The organism is Phycisphaerae bacterium (assembly GCA_017999985.1).
GTDB lineage: Bacteria > Planctomycetota > Phycisphaerae > UBA1845 > Fen-1342 > JAGNKU01.
The window spans coordinates 99331-123602 of sequence record JAGNKU010000001.1 but is presented as its reverse complement, the minus strand read 5'-3'; the positions used below and the strand labels follow the sequence as shown (position 1 = coordinate 123602).

The window sequence follows — 24272 nt, the reverse complement described above, 5'->3', positions numbered from 1 at the left end:
GCGCTATGCGACGAAGCCTGTTCAGGATGTCATTGAATCCGGCCGGCGGGGCGCTTCTGGCGGGCGCGCTGCTGTTGGCCTCGGGGTGTGCGTCGCTGGAGAAGGGCGCGCCGGGCGCGGGTACGATGCGCGACGATATCGTCGCAATTCGGCAGTTCTATTCGGCGCAGCCGTGGACGCGCGACGATGAAACCGGCCGCGTGAACGGGATCATGGCGCGGGTGTACTTCACGGCCGCCACGCGGCCGGGCGAGGAGATTCCCAAGGGCGTGTTCGTCCCCGGCACGATCCGCGCCCGGATGTACGTGCTGGGCGTCCGGCCGGACGGCAGCTACGACCGTCAGCTCGCGCATGAGTGGGCGTTCACGGCGCAGCAGGCCGCTGCTTTCCGCGTTCGCCACGCCTCGAGCATGGGTGATTCGTACGGCCTGGTACTGCGGTGGCCCCGCGAGGTCGACGTCGCCGGCCGCGAAATCCAGGTCGAGTTCAGCTATGAGCGGCAGGACGGCGAGGTGATCGCGCGGCGCGGCAGCCGGTTCCAGGTGCCCCTGCCGCCGGGGCAGCGGGCGCCGGCCCCGCCGAAAGCGGCGGCCCCGCGCCGCGCGCCGGACACGCCGCCGCAAACGGAGCCTCGACCCTGATGATGTCCTGGCGGCTATTCATCGTGGCGCTGCTCGTGACGTACGTTGTGCAGACTGCCATCCTGAAGCACTTCGCCCCGGAGTGGCTGAACCTCCTGCTGGTGCTGGCGCTGGTCGTGGGCCTCAGCGCACCGGCCATCGACGCGCGCCTGGCTGCGTGGATCGTCGGCTTCGCGGTGGACGCCGGCACGGATGGCCCGCTTGGCCTGAACGCGCTGGCGCTGGGGCTTGCAGTCCTGGGGCTGACCTACCTGCGTGAGATGGTGAACCGCGAACTCTGGTGGGTGCGCTGGCTCGCGGCCTTTCTCGTGGCGATGCCCGCCCAGCTCTTTGTGCGCCTGTACGAACACTACGCCGATGACACCGCGCTCGGCTGGCTCCAGCTCATCGGCCAGGCGCTGGCGACGAGCCTCGTTGCGGCGTTGCTGGCTGCCCTCATCCTGCATCTGCCCGCGCTCCTCGGCCGCCGGCGCCGCTACTCCGCGGCGCGCTGGTAGCCGGCCGCCGGCGGCGGAGCACGCGCCTACAATCCCACGCGGCCGAAGACTGTCTTCCCGCATCGTGGAATGCGCACTGGAGAGGTGGCTCCCATGGCGACCGTCCAAACCATCCTGGACCAGAAAGGGCACCACGTTCACAGCGTCGGCGAGAGCCAGACCGTACTCGCGGCCGCGCACCTGATGAACACGCACCGCGTCGGCGCGCTGGTCGTGACCCGTGCGGAAGTGGTCGTGGGCATCTTCACCGAGCGCGACATACTCTGCCGCGTGGTGGCCCCTCAGCGCGACCCGGCCACGACCACCGTCGGCACGGTGATGACCGCCCCGGTCGCGTGCTGCACCCCCGCGACCACCGGCGAGGAATGCCGGGCGGTCATGCGCCGCAAGCGCATCCGACACCTGCCGGTCGTCGCGAACGGCCGGCTGGTGGGCATCGTCTCGATCGGCGACGTGCTGATGGCCGCGGAGGCCGACCAGATGGCGACCATCCAATACCTGCACGAGTACCTGTATGGCGAGTGGGCGGCGCAGGCCGCGACTTCAGCGGGCGCTACCGCGCCGCGCTGAGCTCGGCCTCGCGGATCAGATGGGCGGCGGCGGGCGGGTCGCGGCGCGCGATCAGGGTGCCCGTCAGCCGGCTGTCGCCCAGCACGTCGCCCACCTCGCCGCGCTGAGACTCCAGGTGCAGCCGGGCCGATTCGATGGTGATTTCCAGGTGCCCGCCGGCGCGCTGCTGCGGAAACACGAAGCCCGTGCCCGCGTAGGTGGTGGCACCCGTGTCGGTCGCGACCACGTAGCGGAACGTGGCGTCGGTGGCGGATTGCTCGGCCGGCGTCTTGCCGGGCTTGGGCTGCCAGAACATGTGGACGTAGAGATACTGCCGGGTCGTGCCCTGCTCGGTCGCGCGGGTTGCCCGCCCGACCGCGTGCACATCGCCGCTGGGGTCGGTGCGATACGCGCAGTCAGCCAGCGCGGTCCGGTAGTGCTCGGGGAAATACGGGTCCTTGTAGGAAACGACTTGGAATGACGAGGTGCGGCAACCCACGGCCGCCCCGGCCAGCAGTGCCAAGCTCACGCTCAGCAGGACACCTGTGCGTCGCGGCCGGTTAATCCTCATCGGCGAATATAGCCTGCTTGGGTTTGGCGTTTGGCGTGGTGGGCCCTTCAATGCCCAGCAGCGCCAAGGTGTCCCGCTCCACGATACCGCGCAACTGCTCGCGAGGGATCGATTCAAGGTTGCTCCCGTGGCTGAACTGGTTCAATGAGTACAGCGCTTCGATACAGGCCGCCGGGGCCCGGAAGGGGAAGTCACTTCCGAAAAGCAGCTTATCCATGACGCCGTACTCGCGCGCCGCCAGCAGCGCGGTGTAGCTCAGCCAGGGTTGCGACAGCAGGCCGGCCACGTCGGCGTAGACGTGCGGGTGTTTCCCCAGCAGCGTGATCGTCTGCGCCACCCACGGATGCCCCAGCCGCGCGACCACGATGCGCAGCTCCGGAAACTCCCGCGCCACTTCGTCCAGCAGGATCGGCTCGGCGTACCCCATGTTCGCCGTCGCGTGCCGATGGTTCTGCTCGAACAGCACGGGCAGCCGGCGGCGGACGCACTCCTCGTAAAGTCGCATGACGCGCGTGTCGGACGGGTGGAAGTTCTGCATCTCCGGCGAGATCACCACGCCCTTCAGATTCAACTCGTCCTGGGCGATGCGCAGCTCGTCGAGCCAGTCGCGCTCGAGCGGGTCGATGCCGGCGAAACCAATCGTCTTGCCCGGGTTCCGCCGGACGTACTCCGCGACGAAGCGGTTCGGGATTTCTGCGCCGAGGTAGCGGCTCTTGAATGCGAGCACGATGGCCCGATCGACCGGGTCGATGGCCTCGCGATGGTGGAATTCGTCGGCCTTGGCCATGGCCACCAGCGGGGGTGTGTCGCGGCCGAGCTGGGCGCTCGAGTTCCAGACCTGGGTGTGGCAGTCAACGATCATGTCCGGCGGCCACCTGTTCGTGCTACTTGATGGGCCTGCGACGCGCGCCCCGTCGAAAGCCGAAAACCGAGCTTACCACTACATGTTGTGGCGATGCTAACCGCGAACCGCGTCCAGCGTCAAGGCGTTGGTGACGGTGCATCGTCAGCGTCGGGCGCCGTGGCCCATTCGTGCCGCAGGAACTCGACCACGTCCGCCGCTGAACTTGCGACGAAGGGCTCCAGCAGCTCGTCCTGTTGCGCGCGCAGGATGCCGATCAGTGGTGTCCAGTGCGTGCCGAACAGGATGAGGGGTGCTGCGCGCCTGGTGAGGCCCTTGCTGTAGAGCTCCCAGACCAGCGCCAACTCGAGCAGCGTGCCGGTGCCGCCGGGGAGGACGACGTAGGCATGCGCGAGGCGGACGAGTGTGTTCAGGCGGGCGTGCAGGTCGAAGGTCGGGACTTCCTGCTGGATGTAGCGGTTGGCCCCGCCGCGCCGCCCGAAGATCGAGCAGGTGACCCCGATCGTGTGTCCGCCGACCTCGTGTGCGCCCCGCGCCGCGGCCTCCATGGTTCCGCCGTAGCCGCCGTTGCAGACCGTCCAGCCCGCTTGGGCCAGGGCCCGGCCCAGTTCGTACGCGTCCTGGTAGGGCGGGCTCAGCGGTTCGGGTGTGGAGCTGCCGAAGATGGTGACCACGCGGGTACGCACGCCAGCCTCCTTGACGTCGCTGCGCACGGGCCTGACGGGCCGAATCCGCGCGAAGCGGCACCGTGTTCGCAATCGGACCGATGGGTCCGGTGCGGAGATTATCGCCCGGTGGTCCGCCGGCACAATGCCGCTCCGGCTGCGATTTGGCGGCCCGCGCCGTGGGGCGGGCCCGCAGAGCTTGCCTTTTGGGCGGTCGAGCCCGACAATAATTTGTCCTGGTTACAGTGGTTGGTCCGCGCGCAGCCGCGGCCGGCGGGGGCCGCTTCGGGTGGCCGGCTGGCCGAGGGAGAACGGATGGCTCGACGTCGCAAGAAGCTCGGCGAGATCCTCGTCGGGTGGAACATCATCTCGCCGGAGGCGTTGAAGGAGGCGATTGCCTACGCATCCGAGCGTGGGCAACGCGTGGGCGAGGCGCTGGTCGCGCTGGAGCTGGCGAGCGAGGACGACGTCACCAAGGCCCTGGCGGCGCAGTTCGACCTCGAGTACGTGGACCTCGACAAGAACGTGCAGGTGCCGGCCGCGCTGGACCTGGTGCCCGAGAAGATCATCAAGGACGAAAAGGTTCTCCCCATGAAGAAGGAGGGGAACCGGCTCAAGATCATCATTTCCGACCCGCTGGACCTGGAGCTGCAGGACAAGCTGCGCTTCCTGCTCAACATGGAGCTCGACTGCGCCCTGGCGCCGCGCTCCAAGATCCAGCGCTTCATCGACACGTTCATGGGCGGCCTGGGGACCAGCGTCGACGAAGCCATCTCGGAGATCGACCGCGACGCCGACCTGCACGCCAAGGAGGTCGACGCCTACAGAAAGGCGCAGGAGGAGGACGACGCCGACGCCCCCGTGATCAAACTGATCAACCTGCTGATCGGCGAAGCGGTGCGCATGCGCGCCTCCGACATTCACGTCGAGCCCATGGCGGACCGCGTGCGCGTCCGCTACCGCATCGACGGCGTGTGCATCGAGCGCGACAACATTCCCAAGAGCATGCAGGGCCCGGTCATCGCCCGCCTCAAGATTATCTCCGGCATCGACATCGCGGAGAAACGCCTGCCGCAGGACGGCCGCATCAAGATGAAAATCGGCGGCTCGTTCATCGACTTCCGCGTGAGCGCGCTGCCGGCGTACCACGGCGAGAGCGTGGTCCTGCGTATTCTGCGCCCGGACTCGGTCAAGATCGGCATCATGGGCCTGGGCTTCGAGGAGGATGACTACGCGCGCTTTCAGCGCATCATCCGCCAGCCGAACGGCGTGTTCCTGGTCACGGGGCCGACCGGCTCCGGCAAGACCACGACGCTTTATGCCGCGCTGCAGGAGCTCAACCGCCCGGACCGCAAGATCATCACCGCCGAGGACCCGGTCGAATACAACTTCACCGGCATGAACCAGTGCCAGGTGAAGGAGGAGATCGGGTTGACGTTCGCGCGCATCCTGCGCGCCATGCTGCGGCAGGCCCCCAACATCATCCTGGTGGGCGAGATCCGTGACCGCGAGGTCGGCGAGGTCGCGGTGCAGGCCGCGCTCACCGGCCACTTGGTGTTCAGCACGCTGCACACCAACGACGCACCCAGCGCCATCACGCGTCTGATCGACATGGGCATCAAGCCGTTCCTGGTCGCGTCGTCCGTGCAGGCGATCATGGCCCAGCGCCTGATCCGCACGATCTGCCAGGAATGCAAGGAGATCGACCCCGCCCCTGATCGCTTCGTCCTGCGCATGCTCGGCATGACGGACGACGACCTGGCCGGCGGGCACCTCTATCGTGGCAAGGGCTGCAATCGCTGCAGCGGCGTGGGCTTCCGCGGCCGGCAGGGCATCTTCGAGATGCTCGAGATGTGTAACGAGGTCCGCGAGCTGGCGTTCAACCGCGCGCCCACCAACGAGATTCGCAAGGCCGCGCGGGCCGCCGGCATGCGCCCGCTGCTCGAAGACGGCAAACGCAAGATCCTGCGCGGTATCACAACGGCGCTCGAAGTGGCCAAGATCGCGCAGTCCGAAGGCGTACTGACCGAGGAATAGGGGCTGTCCGCGCCGCCTTGGCCGGCGCCCAAGTGAGGTTCGGCTGTGGCTACCGTTCACATTGATCGTCTGCTGGAGACCTGCATCCGAGTGGGTTCGTCGGACATCCACCTGCACGTCGGGCGTCCGCCGGTGCTGCGGATCGACGGCGCCCTGCGCTCCCTCGAAACCAAGTCGCTCGAGGCCGACGACACGATGGCCCTGATGAAGTCTGTCACGCCCGAGCGCAACCAGCAGGAACTGCAGGAGGAAGGCGGCACGGACTACGGCTTCGCGTTCGGTGACAAGGGCCGCTTCCGCGTCTCGGTTTTCCGGCAGAAGGGCAACATCTCGATGGTGCTGCGGCTGATCCCGTCGAAGATCCTGTCTTTCGAGGAGATCGGCCTGCCGCGCATCACGCGGGCCCTGTGCCGCCGGCCGCGTGGTTTGTTCCTCGTCACCGGCCCGACCGGCTCCGGCAAGACCACGACGCTGGCCACGATGATCGACCACATCAACCGCGACATCGGCGACCGCCACATCATCACGATCGAGGACCCGATCGAGTACTACCATCAGCATCACAAGTGCGTGATCTCGCAGCGCGAAGTGGGCGTGGATGTGCCGAGCTTCGCCGAAGCGCTGCGCCGCTCGCTGCGCATGGACCCGGACGTGATCCTGGTCGGCGAAATGCGCGACCTGGAGACGATGGAATCGGCCATCCGGGCCGCCGAGACCGGCCACCTGGTCTTTGCCACGCTGCACACGACCGGTGCCCAGGGCACGATCAACCGTATCATCGATGCCTTCCCGGTCGAGCAGCAGGAGCAGATCCGCGTCCAGCTCAGCACCAACCTGCTCGCCGTGCTGTCGCAGAACCTGCTGCCGAAGATGGGCACCGGCGGGCGCGTGGCGGCGTACGAGTTCCTGGTCATCACGCCGGCCATCTCCAACCTGATTCGCGAGAACAAGACCTACCGGATCGACTCGGCCATTCAGACCGGGAAGAAGTACGGCATGCAGTTGCTCGATGACCACCTCTGGCAGCTCTACGACGGCGGCATTTGCAGCGCCGAGGAGTGCGTCGAGCGGGCGCGGAACCCTTCGGAGCTGCAGACGAAAATCGAGGCCAAGCTGCGCGGCACCACCGCGGTCGGTATGCTCGGCAAGAAGAGCTACGACGAGCAGGTTCTCGAGAAGGAAGCACAGGGCTAGGGCGTCGCCAGCCCTGTCCGTGGTGGGCTGCCCCGCTAACTCGCCCGCCCGGAGGGAGTTGCGCGAATCCGGCGGTGCCGCGACCGGCTACCCGCGCGCTGCGGGCGCGCCGGCCGCGTCAGCCGGTTTTCAGACTTGAAAATCCAACATGGCGCTGAATAAAACCCATAGGCAAACGTTTCTTGCAGCAGGGGAGACGGTCCGCGCGCTGGGCGCGCGGCGGCCTGCTCCCTGACGGCCCGCAAGCGCGTCACCGGAATGCCGCCGGTGTCCCACGGGTAACCCCAAGAAGGAGGACAGTGATGAAGCGCTCTGTGGCAATTGTTCTGGTCGCGGCCGTCGTGCAGGCGGCCTTCGGCAGCATGCAGATCTCCGAGTGGATGTACTCGGGCACCAGCGGGGAATTCATTGAATTCACCAATATCGGACCGGCCGCCGTGGACATGACCGGCTGGAGCTACGATGACGACAGCCAGATGCCCGGGACGGTCGATCTCAGCGCGTTCGGCGTTGTCGCGCCCGGCGCGTCCGTACTGCTTGTGGATGTGACGGCGGCGGATTTCGCCACGGCGTGGGCGCTGAGCGGCGTGGGCATCATCGGCGACAACCTCGCCAATCTCGGCCGCAACGACCAGATCAACCTCTACGACGCCGGCGGCAACCTGGTCGATCAGTTGGCCTATGGCGACCAGACCTACCCCGGCACCGTGCGCACCCAGAACAAGAGCTGCAATATCCCGGCCACGGACTACGGGTACACCGTGGTCCAGACGAGCTGGGGCCTCGCCGCGGTCGGCGATGTCTACGGCTCGTGGGCATCGACCGGCGGTGACATCGGCAGTCCCGGCATTGCGCCGATTCCGGAGCCGGCCGCACTGACGCTGTTGGCGTGTGGCCTGCTGCTGGCGCGCCGCCGCTAGACGCCGCGACGTCGGCCGCGCTGCCCCGACAGAGCTCGGCTCACACGACGCGTGACGGGCGCAGGGGGACTGTGTGCACCCGCCTGGCAGCGGCGGACAGCCGGTGGAAGGTGCGCTCGCGCGCGGCCGTTCACCGGCTGCCCGCTTCTATGGGACGCAGCGCTTCCCCTTACCTGACGAACGCCGCCGGCCCGCCTACAATACGGGCAACCTCGGGGTCCGGCGCGGGAGGCGGGTGTTCGGCGGGCGCCATGGGCTCCGGGTCTTCGGTTGACTGAGTCGTACCGTGCCCAGAGGAGCTTGCATGGCCGTCGAGAAGGTTGTCATCATCGGTTCGGGGCCCGCCGGTTTGACCGCGGCGATTTACGCTGCCCGCGCCAGCCTCCAGCCCCTGTGCTTTGAGGGCTACAGCGCCGGTGGGCTGATTCCCGGCGGCCAGTTGATGTTCACGACCGAGGTCGAGAACTACCCGGGCTTTCCGCAGGGCGTCATGGGCCCCGCCCTGATGAAGTCCTTCCGCGATCAGGCCGAGCACTGCGGGGCGCGGTTTATCCGCGACGACGTCGTGTCCGTCGATCTCAAGCGGCGGCCGTTCACGATCAAGAGCGCGGACGAAACGGCCCAGGCCCACGCGGTCATCATCGCCACCGGCGCCCGCGCCAACTGGCTCAACCTCGAAAACGAACAGCGCCTCGCCAAGAGCGGCGGCGGCGTGTCGGCGTGTGCGGTGTGCGACGGCGCGCTGCCGATCTATCGCGGCAAGGACCTGGTCGTGGTCGGCGGCGGCGACTCGGCGATCGAAGAGGGCAGCTACCTCACGAAATTCGCCAGGAAGGTGTATCTCGTTCATCGCCGCAATGAGCTGCGCGCCAGCAAGGCCATGCAGGAGCGATTCTTCCGGCTGGTCCAAGAGGGCAAGATGGCGCCGGTGTGGGACAGCGTGGTCGTCGATGTGCTTGGTGACCAGATGATCACTGGCGTCCGGCTGAGGAACGTGAAGACCGGTGCCGAGCGCGACTTCCCGTGCCAGGGGCTGTTCATGGCGATTGGCCATACGCCGAACACCGAGCTGTTCAAGGGCGTACTGGAGACGGACGACAAGGGCTATCTGAAGCTCGTGCGGCCGGGCAGCACGCACACGAACGTCGAGGGTGTGTTCGCCGCCGGCGACGTGGCTGATCACGTGTACCGGCAGGCCGTCACGGCGGCGGGCACGGGCTGCATGGCGGCCCTGGACGCGGAGCGCTGGCTGGCGGCGCAGGGGATTGAATAGCGTGGTTCGTATGCCGGTGGTGCATTGACTCGCACTGCTCGACGACCGCGCGAGCTCGGACTGTCGTGCATCATTGCAGTGTGATCTCCTGGTACGATGGCTGCCATGAGGTGGATTCGGGGTGAGACCGGCGCAGCGCTCGCACGACTGATGGGCTGGGCCGCCGCGGCGGCAGGGTTGGCCTTGATCTCCAACCCCGGCCTCATCCGCCCCGGAAACGTCGTGACGGTTGGGCACTACGTTGCATTCGGTGGCTTGATCCTCGGCGCTTACTGCGAGAGCCTGCGCGTCCATCCACGATGGTTACTCTACTACGGACTGGTGGGCGGAATGGGCTTCGCCCCCACGTGCCTTCCGGACCGTCGCGACATGATTGCGATCGGCTACGGACAGGCGTCGCTTGGGCAATTCTATGTGGCCGCGTGCGCGATTGTCGTAATCTCAGGGCTCGCCTGCGCTGCGACGGGTCTTGCCTGCCAGATCGTGGATGTGCGTCGCCGTCGGCCCGCTAGGGGTCGCTGTCGGAAATGCGGCTATCTGCTGTACGGTTTGCCCGAGCCGCGCTGCCCGGAATGCGGCACGCCGTTTGAACGCACCGATGCGAAACCGCCGGCGAGTCCACCCACGGACTAGCAGGAGCAAGCAACGCAGCCAGCGCGCGCCGGTGAATTGCTCCCAACCCCCATTGCGCTGCGAGCGCCCCGATCAGCGCCGTGTCCTCCTGCGTGTCCCAGCCAGTCGCCCTGCGTTTCCAGGAATGCCTCCGTCGCCGTGCCGGTCAGCTCGGCGTCCCTCCAAGTTATTCGCCGTCGTCGTCGGCTTCACAATCCCAGCTTGCCCAGCGTCGCTTTCCAGTCCGTGAACTGAATCGCCCGATCGTCGATCCAGACATCCGCGACCGGCTTGCCCATGTGCAGCCCGTCGTATTCGAACCCGTGCTCGTCGAGCCAGTGCTGCGTCACGCGGTACTCGCCCCAGCCGCGGGCCGTGTAAATTACGACCGTGTGCCCGGCGGCGCGCAGCTTGCGGAGGGCCTCACACGCCCCGGCGATCGGCTCCGCCAGTGGCCGGTCGTGGAACGACTCCTCGGTGCACAGCACGCCGTCCAGGTCCACCATGATCGTCTTCGGACGACTCATCGCACGTGTCTCCTTCGCGTCCGCCCCGCCGGGCAGTCCGCACGCGCACGTTTACCCGCTCGCCCCGGTTTCCGCCAGTGCGCCGCGACCATAGGCGGACCCGCCGGGCGGCCGTATAATCCCGCCGATTCAGGATGCAACCGAGCATGCGACCGAGGGCAGAGCGACCGTGATCATCACCATCGACGGACCGGCGGGTTCGGGCAAGAGCACAACCGCCCGCAAGCTGGCGGCCCGCCTGGGCATCCCGTATCTCGACACCGGCGCCATGTACCGCGTCGTCACACTGGCCGCGCTCGAGGACGGCGTCGACCTGCACGACGAGGCCGCCCTGACGGCGCTGGCCGAGCGCGACGACTACCAGCTCGATCTTGGCCCGACGCACATCCGCGTCACGCTGCGCGGGCGCGATGTCACCGAGGAAATCCGCTCGATGCGCGTCAACGACCACACGCGCTACATCGCCGGATCACCAGGCGTGCGCCACGTGCTGATCCGCAAGCAGCGCGAGATCGCCGCTCGGCTCGGCTCCATGGTCACCGAGGGCCGCGACCAGGGCACAGCGGCGTTTCCCGACGCCGACGCGAAGTTCTTCCTCGACGCGGCCCGCGAGAAGCGCGCGGAGCGGCGGTTGCACGATCTGCGGTCGGATGGCGAGGAAGTGACGCTGCCGCAGGTGCTGGCGAACCTGGACGAGCGCGACAAAACGGATTCCGAGCGCCCGGTGGCGCCGCTGGCCGTGCCCGCCGGTGCGGTGCGCATCGACACTTCGCACCTCTCCATCAGCGCAGTGTTGGACATGATCGTGGAGCACCTGCGCGCTCGGCGCCTGATGGCCGGGCACGCCGGCGGTGCGCTGGGTGGCGAGTAGCGGGTCGCCGGGCGAATTGACGGGAGCGTGCGTGGCTGAAACGCCGTCAGCATTGCCGATGCGGAAGGGCTATGCCGTCTGCCGCATTATTGCGCAAGCGCTGTTCACGTTCCTGGTGCGGGGGCGGGTGTTCGGCACACAGCACGTGCCGCGCGCGGGCGGCGTCCTGCTGGTCAGCAACCACCAGAGCTTTCTCGACCCGGTGCTGGCGACGCTGGCGATACCGCGCGAGTGCAACTACATGGCGCGCGACACGCTGTTTCGCCAGCCGCAATTCCGCCGCCTCATCGAGTACCTCAATGCCTTTCCTGTCAAGCGCAACACCGCCGACCTGGGCGCGATCAAGGAGACGCTGCGGCGGCTGAAGGCCGGCAAGGTCGTGCTGACCTTCCCCGAGGGCACGCGCACCGTGGACGGTAGCATCGGCCCGATGCACGCGGGCGTGGTGCTGCTGGCGCGCAAGGCCCGCGTGCCGATCGTCCCGACGCTGATCCTGGGTGCGTTCGAGTCGTGGCCGCGCAATGCGAAGCTGCCGCACCCGCGCCCTGTACTGGTCGCCTACGGCCCGCCGCTGTACACGCATGAGCACCCGGAGTGGACGGACGACGATGCGGTCGCGCACGTCCGCGCCGCGGTGCTGGCATTGCAGGAACGGTACCGGCGACATCCGATCCTGCATGGATTGCGCCGCCCGCGCGTATCGGACCTCGCCGGCCCGGCCGATCCGCGCCGCGGCTGATGCCCGCCCCCGGAACACTCGATACAACTACAGGTACGACAATCCACCCGGGAGAACCCGCATGGATCCGCTCAAGATCGGACATGTTATCGGCGTCAACGGCGACGAGGTCGAAGTGCAGATCAGCGTCGCGGACCTGCACCTGGAATACCACGGCACAACCCACCGCGTCGGTCGCCTGGGAACCTACGTCACCCTGCCGATGGGGAAACACACGCTCATCGGCTACATCACGCGCGTCGGCGCCCAGGGCGATCTCGAGCCCGGCCCGAACCCCGCAGGCCCCCGCCGCGTCACCATGACCGTCCAACTCCTGGGCACCGTGCGCAACGACAAGTTCTCGCGCGGCGTGAACGAGTACCCGACGCTGGGCGACCCCGTGCGCCTGGCAATCGACGACGACTTCGAGCTCATTTTCGGCTGCTTCAGCGACATGGCCGGCGGCAGCACCGAGCGCAAGGCCTTCTCCTTCGGCCGGTTCGCCGTTGACACCGACTTCGAGGTCAAGGCGCTGGGCAAGGAGTTCTTCGCGAAGCACGTGGCTGTCATGGGCAACAGCGGCTCGGGCAAGTCCGTCACGACCGCCAAGATCCTGCACGAAGCCCTGAGTCTGCCACATTCCCAGGTCGTGCTGTTCGACATGCACGGCGAATACCTGGCCGCGTTCAGTGATGACCAGGGCCAGCCCCTGCCGAATGTCACGTACCTCTCCGACCGCAACCTCGTGATGCCGTACTGGATGCTGCAGTATGCCGAGTTCGAGCGGATCTTCCTGGACACGAACAACCCGATGAACATCAACGCGCAGAAGGTGTTCCTGCGCTCGGCGTTCGAGAAGCTGAAGCAGAGCGCCGCCGCGGAACTCGACCTGCTGGCCGAATACACCATCGACACGCCCGTGTTCTACCCGCTCGAGCAGCTCCGCACGTACGCGCTCAACATGAACGAGGCCCGCTTCGTGCTCAACACGGAGAACTACGCGTTCTCGCGGCTGCCCTACCGGCAACTGCCGGTGGAGGAGCAGGAGCAGCTCCTGCTGACCCGCCGGATGGAGTTCAACAAGGGCAACGCCGAGGGCGAAGTGCCGCACGCGACGTACTTCGGCCGGCTGCTGGGGCTGGTGAATCAGATCGAGACCCGCCTGAATGATCGCCGCTACGACTTCCTGCTGCGGCCGCGCGAGCAGGCGCTGCGCAATCCCGAGCTCGTGCCGCACCTGAACCCGGAGACGTCCCCCGGCACCGCCAGCAAGAGCCTGGGGGCGATCATCCGCCAGTTCCTGGGCCGGCTGAGCACCCGCAAGAACCTGACGATCATCGACCTGTCGGGCCTGCCATTCGACGTGGTGGACATCACCGTCGCCACCATCACGCGCACGCTGTTCGACTTCAATTTCTGGGCGCCGTCCGAGCAGCGCCAGCCCTTCGTGCTGGTCTACGAGGAGGCGCACAACTACCTGCCCCGCACGGACCGCGGCACGACCATGTTCGCGCGCGAAGCCGTCGAGAAGGTCGCCAAGGAAGGCCGCAAGTACGGCGTGTCCGCCATGATCGTCACGCAGCGCCCTAGCGAAATCTCCGAGACGATCCTCAGCCAGTGCAACTCGATGGTCCTGATGCGCATGAACAACCCCGACGACCAGAACTACGTCGGCCGCGTGGTCAGCGACCAGTTCCGCAGCCTCATCGGCCTGCTCCCGAGCATGCGGCCCGGCGAGGGTTTCATCATCGGCGACGCGGTCATGATGCCCATGCGCACGTTGATCGACCTGCCGCCCAAGCTGCCGCGCAGCAGCGACGTGGATTTCTTCCACAAATGGTCCACCGGGACCGGCGGCGGCAACGTCGAGGAGATCGTGGATCGGTGGTGGCGGCAGGCCCGTTGTGCCGTCGCACCGTCAGCGAGCGCATTGCTGGAGCCGCAACCGACCCCCGCTGCACCGGTCAGCGACGCGCCCGCGCCGCCGGCGCAGCCCACGGTAACCGGCGTCAACCAGAAGCTGGCTGAGCTCGCGGCCCTGCTGTCATCCAACGAGCAGAGACAGGGCTAGGCGCACACCGTCCCGGCAGCGTTCGATGCGACCCGGGCGGTGCCGGTCAGGGTCGGCTGCGCGCGCCGCCGTTGCCGGCGTTGCCCCGCGCGGGCCGGGCCGGTTCCGCCGGGCGTGTCGTCGCTTCCTTGGCCGGCACGCGCAACTGCATGCCCACGCGCAGATCTTCCGGCCGTTCGAGCTTGTCCTTGTTGGCTTCGTACAGCTCGCGCCAGCGCAGCCCGTTGCCCAGCAGCTTCTGAGCGATGCCGTAAAGCGTGTCGCCCTGTTCGACCACGTACGTCGCGGCCGGCGTTGTCCCGGGTTCCGGGCGCGGCGTGGTCTTTGGCTCGGTGGGCGTCGCGCCGGGCCTGGCCGCGGGCTGCGTCGGCTCGGTCGGTCCAAGGATCTCCTCCTTGGGCGGCACGACCAGCACCTGTCCGACCTTGACGAAATCATCGATGCCGGGGTTAGCGGCCTTCAGCTTTGTCCACAGGTGCCCGTCGCCGTACTGCTCCTGCGCGATCGACCACAGGCTGTCGCCTTCGACCACGGTGTATTTCTTAGCTGCGACCGACGGTGTGCGGGGCGGCGCCGGCAAGGGCGCAGCCGCCGGAGGCTCGATGGGCGCGCGGGGCGGCACGGACACGCCGGGAGCGCGCGTCGGCGACTCGCTCGCGGTGGGCCCCGCACCCGGGCGGGTCGTGGGCTCGGCGGTCACCGGCGGCGCGACCAGCGGCGGCAACTCAGGGGTGACGCGCGGCGGGGAACCCGGTTCCGGCGTGACGGCGGGGCCCGGCGGCGGCGCAGTCGGGCGGGTGGCTGCCCCGCTGAGCGGAGTCGTGCTCGGTTCGGCCACCGGGCGCGGCGGCGGCGTGATGATCGGGCGCGGTGTGGGTGTCACCGGCCGGTCGACCACAGGCTTGTCGCCGCCGGGCTTGGCGGCGGGCGGTGTGACCTTGCCGGCGGGCGCGGTCATCGGCAACACGTCCGTCACGTTGCCGCCGGTCTTCTGGCCCTGGTTGACGAAGAAGATGATGGCCCCCGCGATCACCAGCAGACCGACGAAGATCCCGATCTTGAGTTCTGTGCGCATCGCCGTCCCTCGCAAAGCAGCCTGCCCGGCCCGCGCGTCCTGCGCGGGCCGGGCAGCATTATAGCACTGGTAAGGTGTTCAAGACAGCGTGGCGCTACGCCGAGCGCGGCGCGGACAGGGCGCCGGATCGTCTGCGGCTGAGTTGGAGCAGCACGATCATCGTGGCGATCGAGATCGACGAGTAGGTTCCGCCGACCACGCCGATGAACATGCAGTAGTTGAACCCGCGGATGCTGCTGCCGCCCCAGATGTACAAGATGATGAGCACGACCAGCACGGCGCCGCCGGTCAGGATCGTCCGGGACATGCACTGGTTGATGGCCTCGTTCACCATTTCGGTCGACACCTGGCCCAGCCGCCCGCGCAGCTCGCGGATCCGGTCGAACAGCACGATCTTGTCGTTGACCGAGTAACCGATGACCGTGAGCAGCGCCGCCACGATCGGCATGTTGATTTTGAAGTCCTCGATCAACAGGGCTTTGCCGGCGCCCGTGTTGGACAGGTAGCCCGCAAAGCCGACGAACGCCAGCGCGAGCAGCACGTCGTGCACCAGGGCCACGACGCCACCCATGCCGAACGACAGCTTGCCGAACCGGATCCAGATGTAGACGACGATCATCGCCCACGACAGGACCAGGGCCATGGACGCCTGCTGCGAAGCCCGGGCCGCGATCTGCGGCTTGAACTGCATCACCTTGCGCAGGTTCTGTTCCGTGCCCAGCGCCGTTTGCACCAGGCGCAGCTCGCCCTGTGCGAAGCCGCTGTACCAGGTCTGCGGATCGTTGCGGTACAGGATGTCCGGGTCCACCGTGACGATCACCACGCTGCTCTGCAGCGCCTCGCCCTTGTCGTCGGTGCCGCCCGCGGGCGCGACGCCGATCACCTGGAACTGCCGCTTCGGCAGGTCCTGGAAATCCGGCTGGAAGTGCATGTTTTCCAGTCGCGTGCGCAGCGCCGTGACCGACTGCGGCGGGTTGAGATCGGTCAGGTGGATCGCCGCCCCGCCGAGGTAGTCGGTCAGGTCGGCATTCACGCCGGACGGCAGCCCTGGCACCACGATGTCGAGCAGCCGCTCCGTGATAGCGTATGGCCGCTCGTCGTGCCCATGGAACGTGTAGGTCACGCTGGGCTGCACGCGCATCTCGTCGCCGATCGCGATCTTCAGGGCATGTTCCACCAGACGCATGTTGTCCGCGGTCGTCGTGACGTTCCAGATCAGGCCGTCCTGGGCCACGCCGCCCACCGCCAGCACGGCGTTGACGTTCGCGCGCTCCAGGTTGTCGAGGGTCTGCAGGACCGTGCCGCGCAACTGCTGGATCTTCGCCGCCAACTGCTCGGCCGTCAGATCCTGCTGCAGGCGCACCCGCCACGGCCCGCTGCCGCTCTCGGGCGCCGCTGAACCGCGCGCCAGCAACTCGGCGGCCTCCAGCGGCTCGGTCAACATGGCGGCCAGGCGCGGGGCCGCGACGCCGGCGAGCTGCACGTCAAACGCGCCGGGCTGACCGACGACCGCGGTCACGCTGACCTGGTCGAGCTGGCGGGCGTCCTGCTTCAGGTTCTCGCTGACCTGGGTCAGGCGCTTGCCGATCGCGACGTCGTCGAGGCCCTTTTCCTTCACTTCGAACTCCGCGGCGACCCCGCCGAGGAACTCGATGTCGAACACGTTGTCCTTGCCACGGGCGAAGAGCAGCGCCAGCCCGGCGAGCGTGACCGCCACGGTGATGGGCACGACGATCTTCGACTTGCCGATCCAGTCAACCTTCGGCACGCCGATCAGCTTGAGCATCTTGACGTCTTTGAGCAGGTTGAACTTGAGCAGGAGGTCGAACAGCGTGCGGGTGACGAAGACGGCTGTGAACAGGTTCAGGGCGATGCCCCAACCCAGCGTCAGGCCGAAGCCCTTGACCTCTTCGCTGCCGACGTAGTAGATGATCACGCAGGTCAGCAGCGTGGTCATGTTCGAGTCGAAAATCGTCGAGAACGCCCGGTCAAAGCCGTTCTTGATGATCATCCGCAGCGAGCCGCCGCGCTCCTTCTCCTCGCGCATGCGCTCGTAGATCAGCACGTTGGCATCGACCGCCATGCCGACCGCCAGGATCAGGCCGGCGATGCCGTCCAGCGTGATGCGGGCCCCCAGCATGGCCAGGGCCGACAGCGTCAGGAACACGTTCAGCAGCATCGCGACGTTCGCGATCGCGCCGCAGATCATGTAGTAGATCAGCATGATGGCGATCACCGCCAGCGTCGCGATCAGGCCGGCCCGCACGGCCGCGTCGCGGTTGGTCTCGCCCAGGCTCGAGCCGATCGTGCGCTCCGAGAGCGGCGTGTCCTTGAGCCGGGCCTGCAGCGTACCGCCCTGCATGGTCTGCACGAGGTACGACACCTTCTCCGGGCTGAAATCGCCGGTGATCTGCCCGTGCGTATGGATCACGCTCTGGATCTGGGCTGCCGAGTAGGCCACGTCGTCGACCATGATGCACAACTGGCGGTCGATGTTGCGCCGCGTCAGGTTCCCGAACAGCAGGCCCCCCACGTCGTCAAGTTGGAAGCTCACGCTCAGGCGGCCGTGCTGGTCGCGGTCGATCTGGGCCCCGTTCAGCCGCCAGCGGCGCTGCCCCTGCACGTCCTGCAGCAAGCCCTCGTTGGCCGACATGTGGGCCAGCACCCAGTAGTCGTTGTCGATCTTCTCCACCACCTCCCGGCTGCTGCGCCGCGGGTCGAACTGCTCCAGCGCGGCCGGCGAGTTCTGGTTGAAGAACTGCAGCGGATTGTCGACCTTGAACCAGCCGTATTCGTCCTGCGGCCGGCGCGGGCGGCCGTCCTTGAGCTGCTCGCGGTAGCGGTCGTACTTGGTCGGATTCGACGCATCCGGCTGCGCCAGAATGCGGAACTCGAGCTTGCCCGCCCCGCGCAGCAGGCGCTTCAAATCGTTCGGGCTGTCCAGGAAGCGCTTGCCGCTCCGCCAGATGGTATGCTTGGTGACGACGTCGTCGATCAGATCGTGCAAATCCGCGTGCGCCGTCCGAATTTCCGGCAGGCTCTTGCGCCGCGTCTCCGACTTGGTCTCCAGCTCCAGGATTTCCTCGAAGCGCCGGCGATTCAGGTTGGAAGCCAGCACGTCCTGCATCGCGTCCTCGAACAGCTCGGTCGCGTCGCGATAGGCCTCCTGGAGGCTCTCCGCCGTCTGCGTGGCCGGAACGCTGGTCGCCTGGGTGGTGGCCTCCGCGGCGGGCTCGGCGGGCACGGGGCCGCGCGCCCGCGCCGCCTCGGCGGCCTGCTGCGCGTCCCAGCGCCGCGCGGCTTCCTCCAGCAGGGCCTGCCGCGTGGCGACCACCTGTTCGATGGCCGCCCGCAGCGCCGCCGTGTCCGCGCCCGTCAGGGCCGCGGTAGCCGCGTCGGCCCGGCCCCGCGCGAGCTGTTGCAGCGCGATACTGCGCTGTTCGGGCGGCTCGCGCAGCGCGGCTTCAACGGCCCCGCGCCGTAACTCGAACGAATACAGCTTGTCCAGTGCCTGGGCGTAGGCCTCGCGCCGCGCCGTGGCTTCCTTGGGCGGCAGCGGCATCTGCACCTCGATGCGGTTGCGCCCATGCACGCGCCAGGTCAGGTTGTACACGCCCGCCGGGTCGACGCGCTTCTGCAATTGCGTCTTGACCGCCTCGGCCAGGTTCGCGCTCGCCTCGGCGTCCTTCGTGTCGATTTCAAAAATCAGCGATGTGCCGCCCGCAATGTCCAGCCCCGGCCGCAGCTTCTGGCTCGGCGGCCACAGCAGCACGAAAGCGATCACAATCGCGATCGCGATGATGATGAGACGTTGACCCACGTCTTTTCCCATGGTTCGTTTCCTCGTACGAGGTCAAATGAATGGATGTACAAAAGCAGATGAATCCGGGTGTCGCTGGCCGGACCGCTCCGGCGGCCTGAGCCAGATCGGCTATGCAGCGCTCCGCGGCAGCGGGGGCCCCGTGCGGGTGATGGCGGAAGTAACGGCCGGGTCGCGCGCTGGAGGCGCAATCGTCGTCGGCCCGTTCGTATCCAGACTCTCGCGGAGTGGTTCGAGCGCGCGCCACGCACAGGCGTCGCTTGTTTCCGGCAGCCAGGCGGACGCTCCGGTCGTCGGGCGGCACTCCCCGCAGCACACGATGCTGTCGCGGGTGCCGCCGAACTGACGCAGCACGCCGTGTTGCCATCCCGCCGGCCAGCGCGGTGTGGGCGGATCCGGCAGCAGGTGCGGCAGGCGCTTGGGCGCTGGCTTGTCAGTGGCGTCCTCACCGTCGTCCGGCACGCTGGCGGTGGTGGCCGGGGCCTCTTCCGTGACCGTGTGGGCGAGCCACGGGTATGCCTTCTCCTGTGCCGCCAGGAGCACCAGCAGCGCCAGTCCGGAGCTGACGCGCACCCACTTGTCCGCCCGTAAAGCCAGCATTCCGGGTATGATACCGCTGGCTGGGCGGGCTTAGGAAGGGCCGCGCGCTGGAAAAGCGGCTCCCCTGCGCGGTTACACGGCCGGTAATTCGTGCCGGGACGGGCGAGGGCGGTCTGTTCCGCGGCTGGCCAGCCGGCGGCTGGGTGTTTATGCTAACGCCATGCATCACCTCTCGTCTGGTGTTTTCCGGATCCTGGGCCGCCTGGGCTGGGTCACTCTGTGCGTTTTGGGACTGGCCGGCTGCGTCCCCAACGGCGAGTTCGTGCTGCACCAGCCGTTCGCGCCGCCATCGCAGCAGAACCTGAAGTTGACCGCGGCGCGTGCGTGTCATGCCGCCGACGGTGATGAGCGCATGTGCGCGTTGGCCTTTCCGCTGCCAGGGTCCGCGGGTGGGCCGCGGGCCTTCGTGGTCTGGCTGATTTTCCCCGACACCCTTGGGACCGTGCCGGTCTCGACAGAGCAGCACGCGGGCGTCCGCGGCTTTCTCATCCAGGAGCTGGGGGCGCTTGCGGGCCGCAGCGATTTTGTGGAGGGCACCATCCGCTTTCAAAAGGTGTTCCTCGCCCCGCGTCAGCGACGCCTGGATGTGGACGTGCTCACCGAGGACGGCACGCGCGTGACTGGGCGGGCCGTCGTCGAGGAAATGCCCGTCGAGGTGCAGACGTTCCAGCGCGAATTCGCCGCCGACGTTGCCCACCTGCGCGCGGCTGAATCCGTGACTGCCGAGCCCGGCGCGACCGCCACCCGCGGTTCGGCGGCGCCCTGAAACCGCATCCCCGGCTCTGTCGCCTCGAACGCTAGCGCTGCCCGCGCCGCAGGCGCCATTTCAGCGCGCTCAGGCCGGCCATCATGAACGGCAGCAAACCGAAAGAACCGGCGCCGCAGCCACCGCCGCACGCCAGCGGGGCCAACCCGCCGTCCTGGTCGTCGAACCCCGCCGCGACCGCCGCCGACGTGAACTCGACTACCACCGCGACATCGCCTGTCAGCGTGACCGTCGCGGCCGGATCGCCGGACGGACCATCGTCCGTGCCCGACCACGCTGCCAGACGATAGCCCCGTGCCGGTTCGGCCCTCAGTGTCACGACCGTCCCGTAGTCGTACTGCCCGGCGTCGTCAGGTTCCGGTGTGGCTGACACGGCGCCGCCTTCCTGGGGGTGTACGACGACGCTCAGCGTGCAGCGCTGCGGCGTATAGGTGCGGGTGCGCACCGCTGTCTGGCCGGCGACGACGCTCACGATCTCGCGCGGCGGAGCGCTCCAGCCCTCGACGGGGGCATAGTCGACCGTATGGGCGCCTACCGCGAGGTTCGTCACTGCCGCGCCGCTGGCCTGCCAGTCACCGCCGTCCACGCACCATGCCGCCCCCAGCGGATGAACCGCCGCGGGTGCGAGCGCGATTTGCAGCGCACCGGACAGCGGGAGCGCCTCGTAGTCGTCCGTTGGCCGGTCCGTCAGCACGCCGTCGTAGTCGCGTCCGCTGGGCACGAACGTGTAACCGGCGAGTTGCGGGGCCGCGTGACCCGTAAAGCCGTAGGCGACCTTAGCGGTGTAGGTACCGTCCGCGCCGGTCGTCACCGGGTCCGGGAACCCATTGAGGGTGACAAAAGGTACGGGGGAGCCGCTCGGCGTCAGCACGCGCCCGGCGATCGTGCATGTCGTGCGCGTCGCGAGGTAATTCTCGTTCACTTGCGCGCTCGTGATGCTGGCGTACACCCGCTGGGCGGGTGTGAAGGTCCAGCCCGCTTTCACCGGCGTCACCACGTCACTGAAGTCATACGGCACTTCGGCCACGTATGTGCCGTCGATGTCAGTCAGCGGGTCGCCCGGCAAGCCGCTCAGGGTCACGCCGCTGACCGGTGCGCCTTCGTCGTCGCGCACGTGCCCTGAAATCTGTACCGGCTCCGGCGTGGTCACGATCTCCAGCGCGACGGTGCCACGCTCCCCGGCACAGCCCGCCACGCGCACGAGATACGTCTGGCCCGCGGCGACGGCGATCGAGAGGCGCGCCGTCTCCACGCCCACGGCCGCGTCATCGTTGCAGCCGAGCTCAGCGCCCCCGCACGCCGAATAGACGCTGATGACGGTGTCGAAGTCACTGCCCACCGTGTCGAAGATGGCAATGCCGTCGGCGGCGGGCGCGAACTTCCACCAGACATCGCCCGCGCCGCCGCCGCCACACGCGGCATTCCGCTCCGTGTCGGCCGCGGTCGTGCTGGCGGCGTAGGTGCCATCGCCGATCGTGGGGGCCGCGGCGCAGCGGTCGGCGGGCACGCCGTCGCCGGTCGCCGTGCCGCTGACGGCCACGGTTGTCAGGCCGTGCCCGGAGAGTGCCAGCGTGCTGCTGAAGTCGCCGACCAGCGTTGGGGTGAACTGCACCGTCAGTGTGGTCGTCTCGCCGGCGTCGAGTTCATAGTCACCGCTGCCGACCAGCGTGAACGGCCCAGTCAGCCCGGCGGCGGTGCCGGTCACCGTGCCCGTGCCGACGTTCTTCACGGTCAAGGTGATGGTGTCCGTCTCGCCGGCATTCAAAGTGCCGAAGTCCGCCTCCGCCGGCGTGACCTCCAGCAACCGCGTCCCGTCGCCGAGGTATTCTACGAAATTGGCGGCGTATCCCACGCGGGCGCAGTTGTACTCGATGCGCATGTAGCCGGCCTCGCCCCAACCCGCTCCCCACGAGTTCCGCAGGATCCACACGCCCTCGGTGCCCTGGCTGTCGTCCCACCCCACCAGCACCACGGCGTGATTGACCGTCCCGTCGGGGCAGGCGTTGTAGACGCCGCCGCCGTACGCGGAGAACGTCGCATCCACGTAGACCCCCACGGCGACCGGGCCATGCGCGTAGATCGCCTGCTTGATCGCGTCGACCGTCGGAATGCCGGAGCCGGTATCCACGTACGCCCACCCCGCGATGGTGTACGCGTGGACGTAGGGGCAGCCGCAGGCTACGTCCGCGGCCACGTAGGGGAACGCGGCCTCCAGGACGGCGCCCGCGCCGCCGCAGCCGTCGGGCCGTGTCCGATGGTGCTCGTGCGCGAACCAGCCGCCGTCGCAGCCGTAGCCCAGCGTGTTGCAGCTTACCAGCCACTGCTCGGCGAGGTCGACGGTGACCGCGTCCTGAATCAGGATGTTGCACTCCAGCGGCCCGACCGTCGCGAACGCCCAGCACGAGCCGCAGTCCGCCTGGTCTTTCACGGGTGTGCAGCCGCCTTCGGCGCGCCAGTCAAACGCGGTGGGCAGCGCGCGGAGCACGGGGTCAGCGGGCGCCTCGCGCGGCGTTGCCCTCAGTGGCAGGGCCGCCCATTCCGGGGGTATGCGCAGGTTGCACAGCGTGCTCAGGTCGCGTTGTGTCGCGGGGGTCTGCGCGATCGTGAAGGTCCAGCCTTCCCGCAGGCCCTGCGTGCGCAGCGCATCCAGTTCCTGGCTGCTGAGCTGCGCGTTGGCACTGGCCGTGCAGGCCGCCACGATCAGCAGCCCCACGCGCCGCGCTGCGGTCTTGCCCCGAGCCTCAAACCGCGCGTGCATATTGCGGCCCTCCGATAATCCAGCGCAGGCAGGGCGTCACTGCAGCGGCCTGGCCACGGTGCGCCTGCACCGGTTCATCGTCGGTGCGGGGCTGCGGCATGACATATCAGTATGGGGAGCGCGTGTCGCTGGCCCGCGGCCCGTGGCCACGTCCGCCATGCGGGTCCGAATCATCCGGAGCGCGGCGGATACGCGGGCAGCGTTAGCGGGCCCAGGTCCCGGAAATGGGCGACGGGGTCACGCAGTGGCAGCGGATGCGGCAGCGTGAACAGCTCGCCGTATTCGAAGCCCGCCCGTGCGCCGTCGTTCGCATCGCGGGCGCGGACGCGATGCAGCAGGCGCGCCAGGCGCTGCTCGTCGAACTGCGACTGGTACGCGGAAATCGCCGCGATTTTCTGCTCGTAGACGTCGCTGACATCGACCACGAACGTCGCCGGCCAGTTGTCCTGCTCGGCCCCCAGCGACACGGGGCGGTACCAGAGCCAGTCGATGCGGTGTGGCGCGGTACCGTCGAAACGGTCGTCCCACTTCGTGAGTTGCGCGTAGAACCGCGCGCCTTCCAGGATGAGCTGGGCCTGGTAATGGTCCGGCGACGCGGCCGGCGTGCGGCCCGCCATGCCGACCACGATCCGCGGGCGGTAACGCCGGAAGACGGTGGCGACGGCGTAGCGCGCCGGCGGGCCGTCCATCAGCTCACGATTGGTCAGATGCAGCGTCTCGACGTGCGTGACGCCCAGCGCATGGGATGCCGCCGCGAGTTCCTGGGCGCGAATCTCCGGCGTCCCGCGCGGCGTCGGCTCGCCGTTGGTCATGTGCAGGACGCCGACCTGGTGGCCGAGCTGGACCAGCTTGGCGATGGTTCCGCCGCAGGTGATTTCCACGTCGTCCGGGTGCGGCATGGCGAAGATGATGTCGAGGGTCGCGGGCATGGCACTCTCCGTTGCGTTGGAGGGATTATAGCGGCGGGCTTTGCTGTGCAGACGCGCCGGTCCGGGTGGTTCGCAAGGAGCTGTCAGCCATCAACCGCCAGTCCGAGGGGGCCGTGACAAGGTGCGCAGGTAACAAGGTGACAATGTGAGCCCCGTGGGAGTGAGAAGGTGATAACGTGATAAGGTGACAAGGAGCCCGCGCGTGTGTCGCGCGGGCTTGCGGCATCCTACGCCCGGAGGGCATACGCGAGTCGCCAGGGACTTCGAGTCCCCGGAGGAAGCAGCCCCCGACCCCGCCTCCTCGTCAGCCCGTAGG

21 protein-coding genes are annotated in these 24272 nt (G+C 68.0%); 12 read left to right on the top strand and 9 right to left on the bottom strand.

The features are described 5' to 3' along the window. Positions 1-5 precede the first annotated feature (5 nt). The 3 genes from KA383_00510 to KA383_00500 all read left to right on the top strand — a co-directional run bounded on the left by KA383_00510 (position 6) and on the right by KA383_00500 (position 1708). Positions 6-641, top strand: coding sequence for a hypothetical protein (locus tag KA383_00510; GenBank protein MBP7744580.1), 636 nt, complete (start codon positions 6-8; stop codon positions 639-641). Continuing rightward, complete coding sequence (mreD, locus tag KA383_00505; GenBank protein MBP7744579.1) at positions 641-1138, top strand: rod shape-determining protein MreD; 498 nt, start codon at positions 641-643, stop codon at positions 1136-1138. The genes KA383_00510 and mreD overlap by 1 nt, the downstream gene beginning before the upstream one ends. Positions 1139-1231: 93 nt before the next feature. After that, entirely contained in the window at positions 1232-1708 is a 477-nt protein-coding gene (locus KA383_00500; GenBank protein MBP7744578.1) for a CBS domain-containing protein, read from the top strand. Here KA383_00500 and KA383_00495 read toward each other — a convergent pair. The 3 genes from KA383_00495 to KA383_00485 all read right to left on the bottom strand — a co-directional run bounded on the left by KA383_00495 (position 1692) and on the right by KA383_00485 (position 3806). After that, a complete protein-coding gene (locus KA383_00495; GenBank protein MBP7744577.1) occupies positions 1692-2216 on the bottom strand; it encodes a hypothetical protein in 525 nt (174 codons plus the stop codon). The genes KA383_00500 and KA383_00495 overlap by 17 nt on opposite strands. A 31-nt stretch (positions 2217-2247) precedes the next feature. Then, on the bottom strand, positions 2248-3120 hold the full coding sequence (locus KA383_00490; protein MBP7744576.1) for an amidohydrolase family protein: 873 nt from the start codon (positions 3118-3120) through the stop codon (positions 2248-2250). Between the two features lie 119 nt (positions 3121-3239). Further along, a complete protein-coding gene (locus KA383_00485) occupies positions 3240-3806 on the bottom strand; it encodes an LOG family protein (protein MBP7744575.1) in 567 nt (188 codons plus the stop codon). 294 nt (positions 3807-4100) lie between these two features. Here KA383_00485 and tadA point away from each other — a divergent pair, with 294 nt between their 5' ends. From tadA to KA383_00460, 5 genes are all read left to right on the top strand, one after another. After that, positions 4101-5822: a Flp pilus assembly complex ATPase component TadA gene (gene tadA, locus KA383_00480; protein MBP7744574.1), complete on the top strand. Its 1722-nt coding sequence runs from the start codon at positions 4101-4103 to the stop codon at positions 5820-5822. A 45-nt stretch (positions 5823-5867) separates the two neighbouring features. After that, the gene (locus KA383_00475) at positions 5868-7016 is read left to right on the top strand and encodes a type IV pilus twitching motility protein PilT (protein MBP7744573.1); all 1149 of its coding nucleotides are present in this window, start codon (positions 5868-5870) and stop codon (positions 7014-7016) included. Between the two features lie 302 nt (positions 7017-7318). Next, positions 7319-7936 (top strand): lamin tail domain-containing protein, encoded by a 618-nt coding sequence (locus KA383_00470; protein ID MBP7744572.1) that lies wholly within the window; start codon positions 7319-7321, stop codon positions 7934-7936. Between the two features lie 304 nt (positions 7937-8240). Beyond that, positions 8241-9209: a thioredoxin-disulfide reductase gene (trxB, locus tag KA383_00465; protein ID MBP7744571.1), complete on the top strand. Its 969-nt coding sequence runs from the start codon at positions 8241-8243 to the stop codon at positions 9207-9209. 105 nt (positions 9210-9314) lie between these two features. Further along, entirely contained in the window at positions 9315-9842 is a 528-nt protein-coding gene (locus KA383_00460) for a hypothetical protein (protein MBP7744570.1), read from the top strand. 188 nt (positions 9843-10030) lie between these two features. Here KA383_00460 and KA383_00455 read toward each other — a convergent pair whose 3' ends face one another. After that, a complete protein-coding gene (locus KA383_00455; protein ID MBP7744569.1) occupies positions 10031-10348 on the bottom strand; it encodes a hypothetical protein in 318 nt (105 codons plus the stop codon). 169 nt (positions 10349-10517) lie between these two features. Here KA383_00455 and KA383_00450 point away from each other — a divergent pair, with 169 nt between their 5' ends. The 3 genes from KA383_00450 (at position 10518) to KA383_00440 (ending at position 14008) form a co-directional block, all read left to right on the top strand. Further along, complete coding sequence (locus tag KA383_00450; GenBank protein MBP7744568.1) at positions 10518-11219, top strand: (d)CMP kinase; 702 nt, start codon at positions 10518-10520, stop codon at positions 11217-11219. A gap of 31 nt (positions 11220-11250) precedes the next feature. Next, the gene (locus tag KA383_00445; protein MBP7744567.1) at positions 11251-11958 is read left to right on the top strand and encodes a 1-acyl-sn-glycerol-3-phosphate acyltransferase; all 708 of its coding nucleotides are present in this window, start codon (positions 11251-11253) and stop codon (positions 11956-11958) included. Between the two features lie 61 nt (positions 11959-12019). Then, positions 12020-14008, top strand: a complete 1989-nt coding sequence (locus KA383_00440) for an ATP-binding protein (GenBank protein ID MBP7744566.1) — start codon at positions 12020-12022, stop codon at positions 14006-14008. A gap of 46 nt (positions 14009-14054) precedes the next feature. Here the strand turns inward: KA383_00440 and KA383_00435 are convergent, their stop codons facing one another. The 3 genes from KA383_00435 to KA383_00425 form a co-directional block, all read right to left on the bottom strand. Further along, on the bottom strand, positions 14055-15083 hold the full coding sequence (locus KA383_00435) for a LysM peptidoglycan-binding domain-containing protein (protein ID MBP7744565.1): 1029 nt from the start codon (positions 15081-15083) through the stop codon (positions 14055-14057). 94 nt (positions 15084-15177) lie between these two features. Further along, positions 15178-18915 carry a protein translocase subunit SecD gene (gene secD / locus KA383_00430; GenBank protein ID MBP7744564.1) on the bottom strand — a complete coding sequence of 1246 codons (3738 nt, stop codon included), beginning with the start codon at positions 18913-18915 and terminating at the stop codon, positions 15178-15180. Between the two features lie 99 nt (positions 18916-19014). Further along, positions 19015-19503, bottom strand: a complete 489-nt coding sequence (locus tag KA383_00425) for a hypothetical protein (GenBank protein MBP7744563.1) — start codon at positions 19501-19503, stop codon at positions 19015-19017. Positions 19504-19663: 160 nt separating this feature from the next. On the opposite strand from KA383_00425, the gene KA383_00420 reads away from it, so the two are divergent. Further along, positions 19664-20269 (top strand): hypothetical protein, encoded by a 606-nt coding sequence (locus tag KA383_00420; GenBank protein ID MBP7744562.1) that lies wholly within the window; start codon positions 19664-19666, stop codon positions 20267-20269. Between the two features lie 31 nt (positions 20270-20300). Here the strand turns inward: KA383_00420 and KA383_00415 are convergent, their stop codons facing one another. Both KA383_00415 and KA383_00410 read right to left on the bottom strand, forming a co-directional pair. Beyond that, positions 20301-23027, bottom strand: a complete 2727-nt coding sequence (locus tag KA383_00415) for a hypothetical protein (protein MBP7744561.1) — start codon at positions 23025-23027, stop codon at positions 20301-20303. A 170-nt stretch (positions 23028-23197) separates the two neighbouring features. Then, a complete protein-coding gene (locus tag KA383_00410) occupies positions 23198-23956 on the bottom strand; it encodes a PIG-L family deacetylase (GenBank protein MBP7744560.1) in 759 nt (252 codons plus the stop codon). Positions 23957-24272 lie beyond the last annotated feature (316 nt).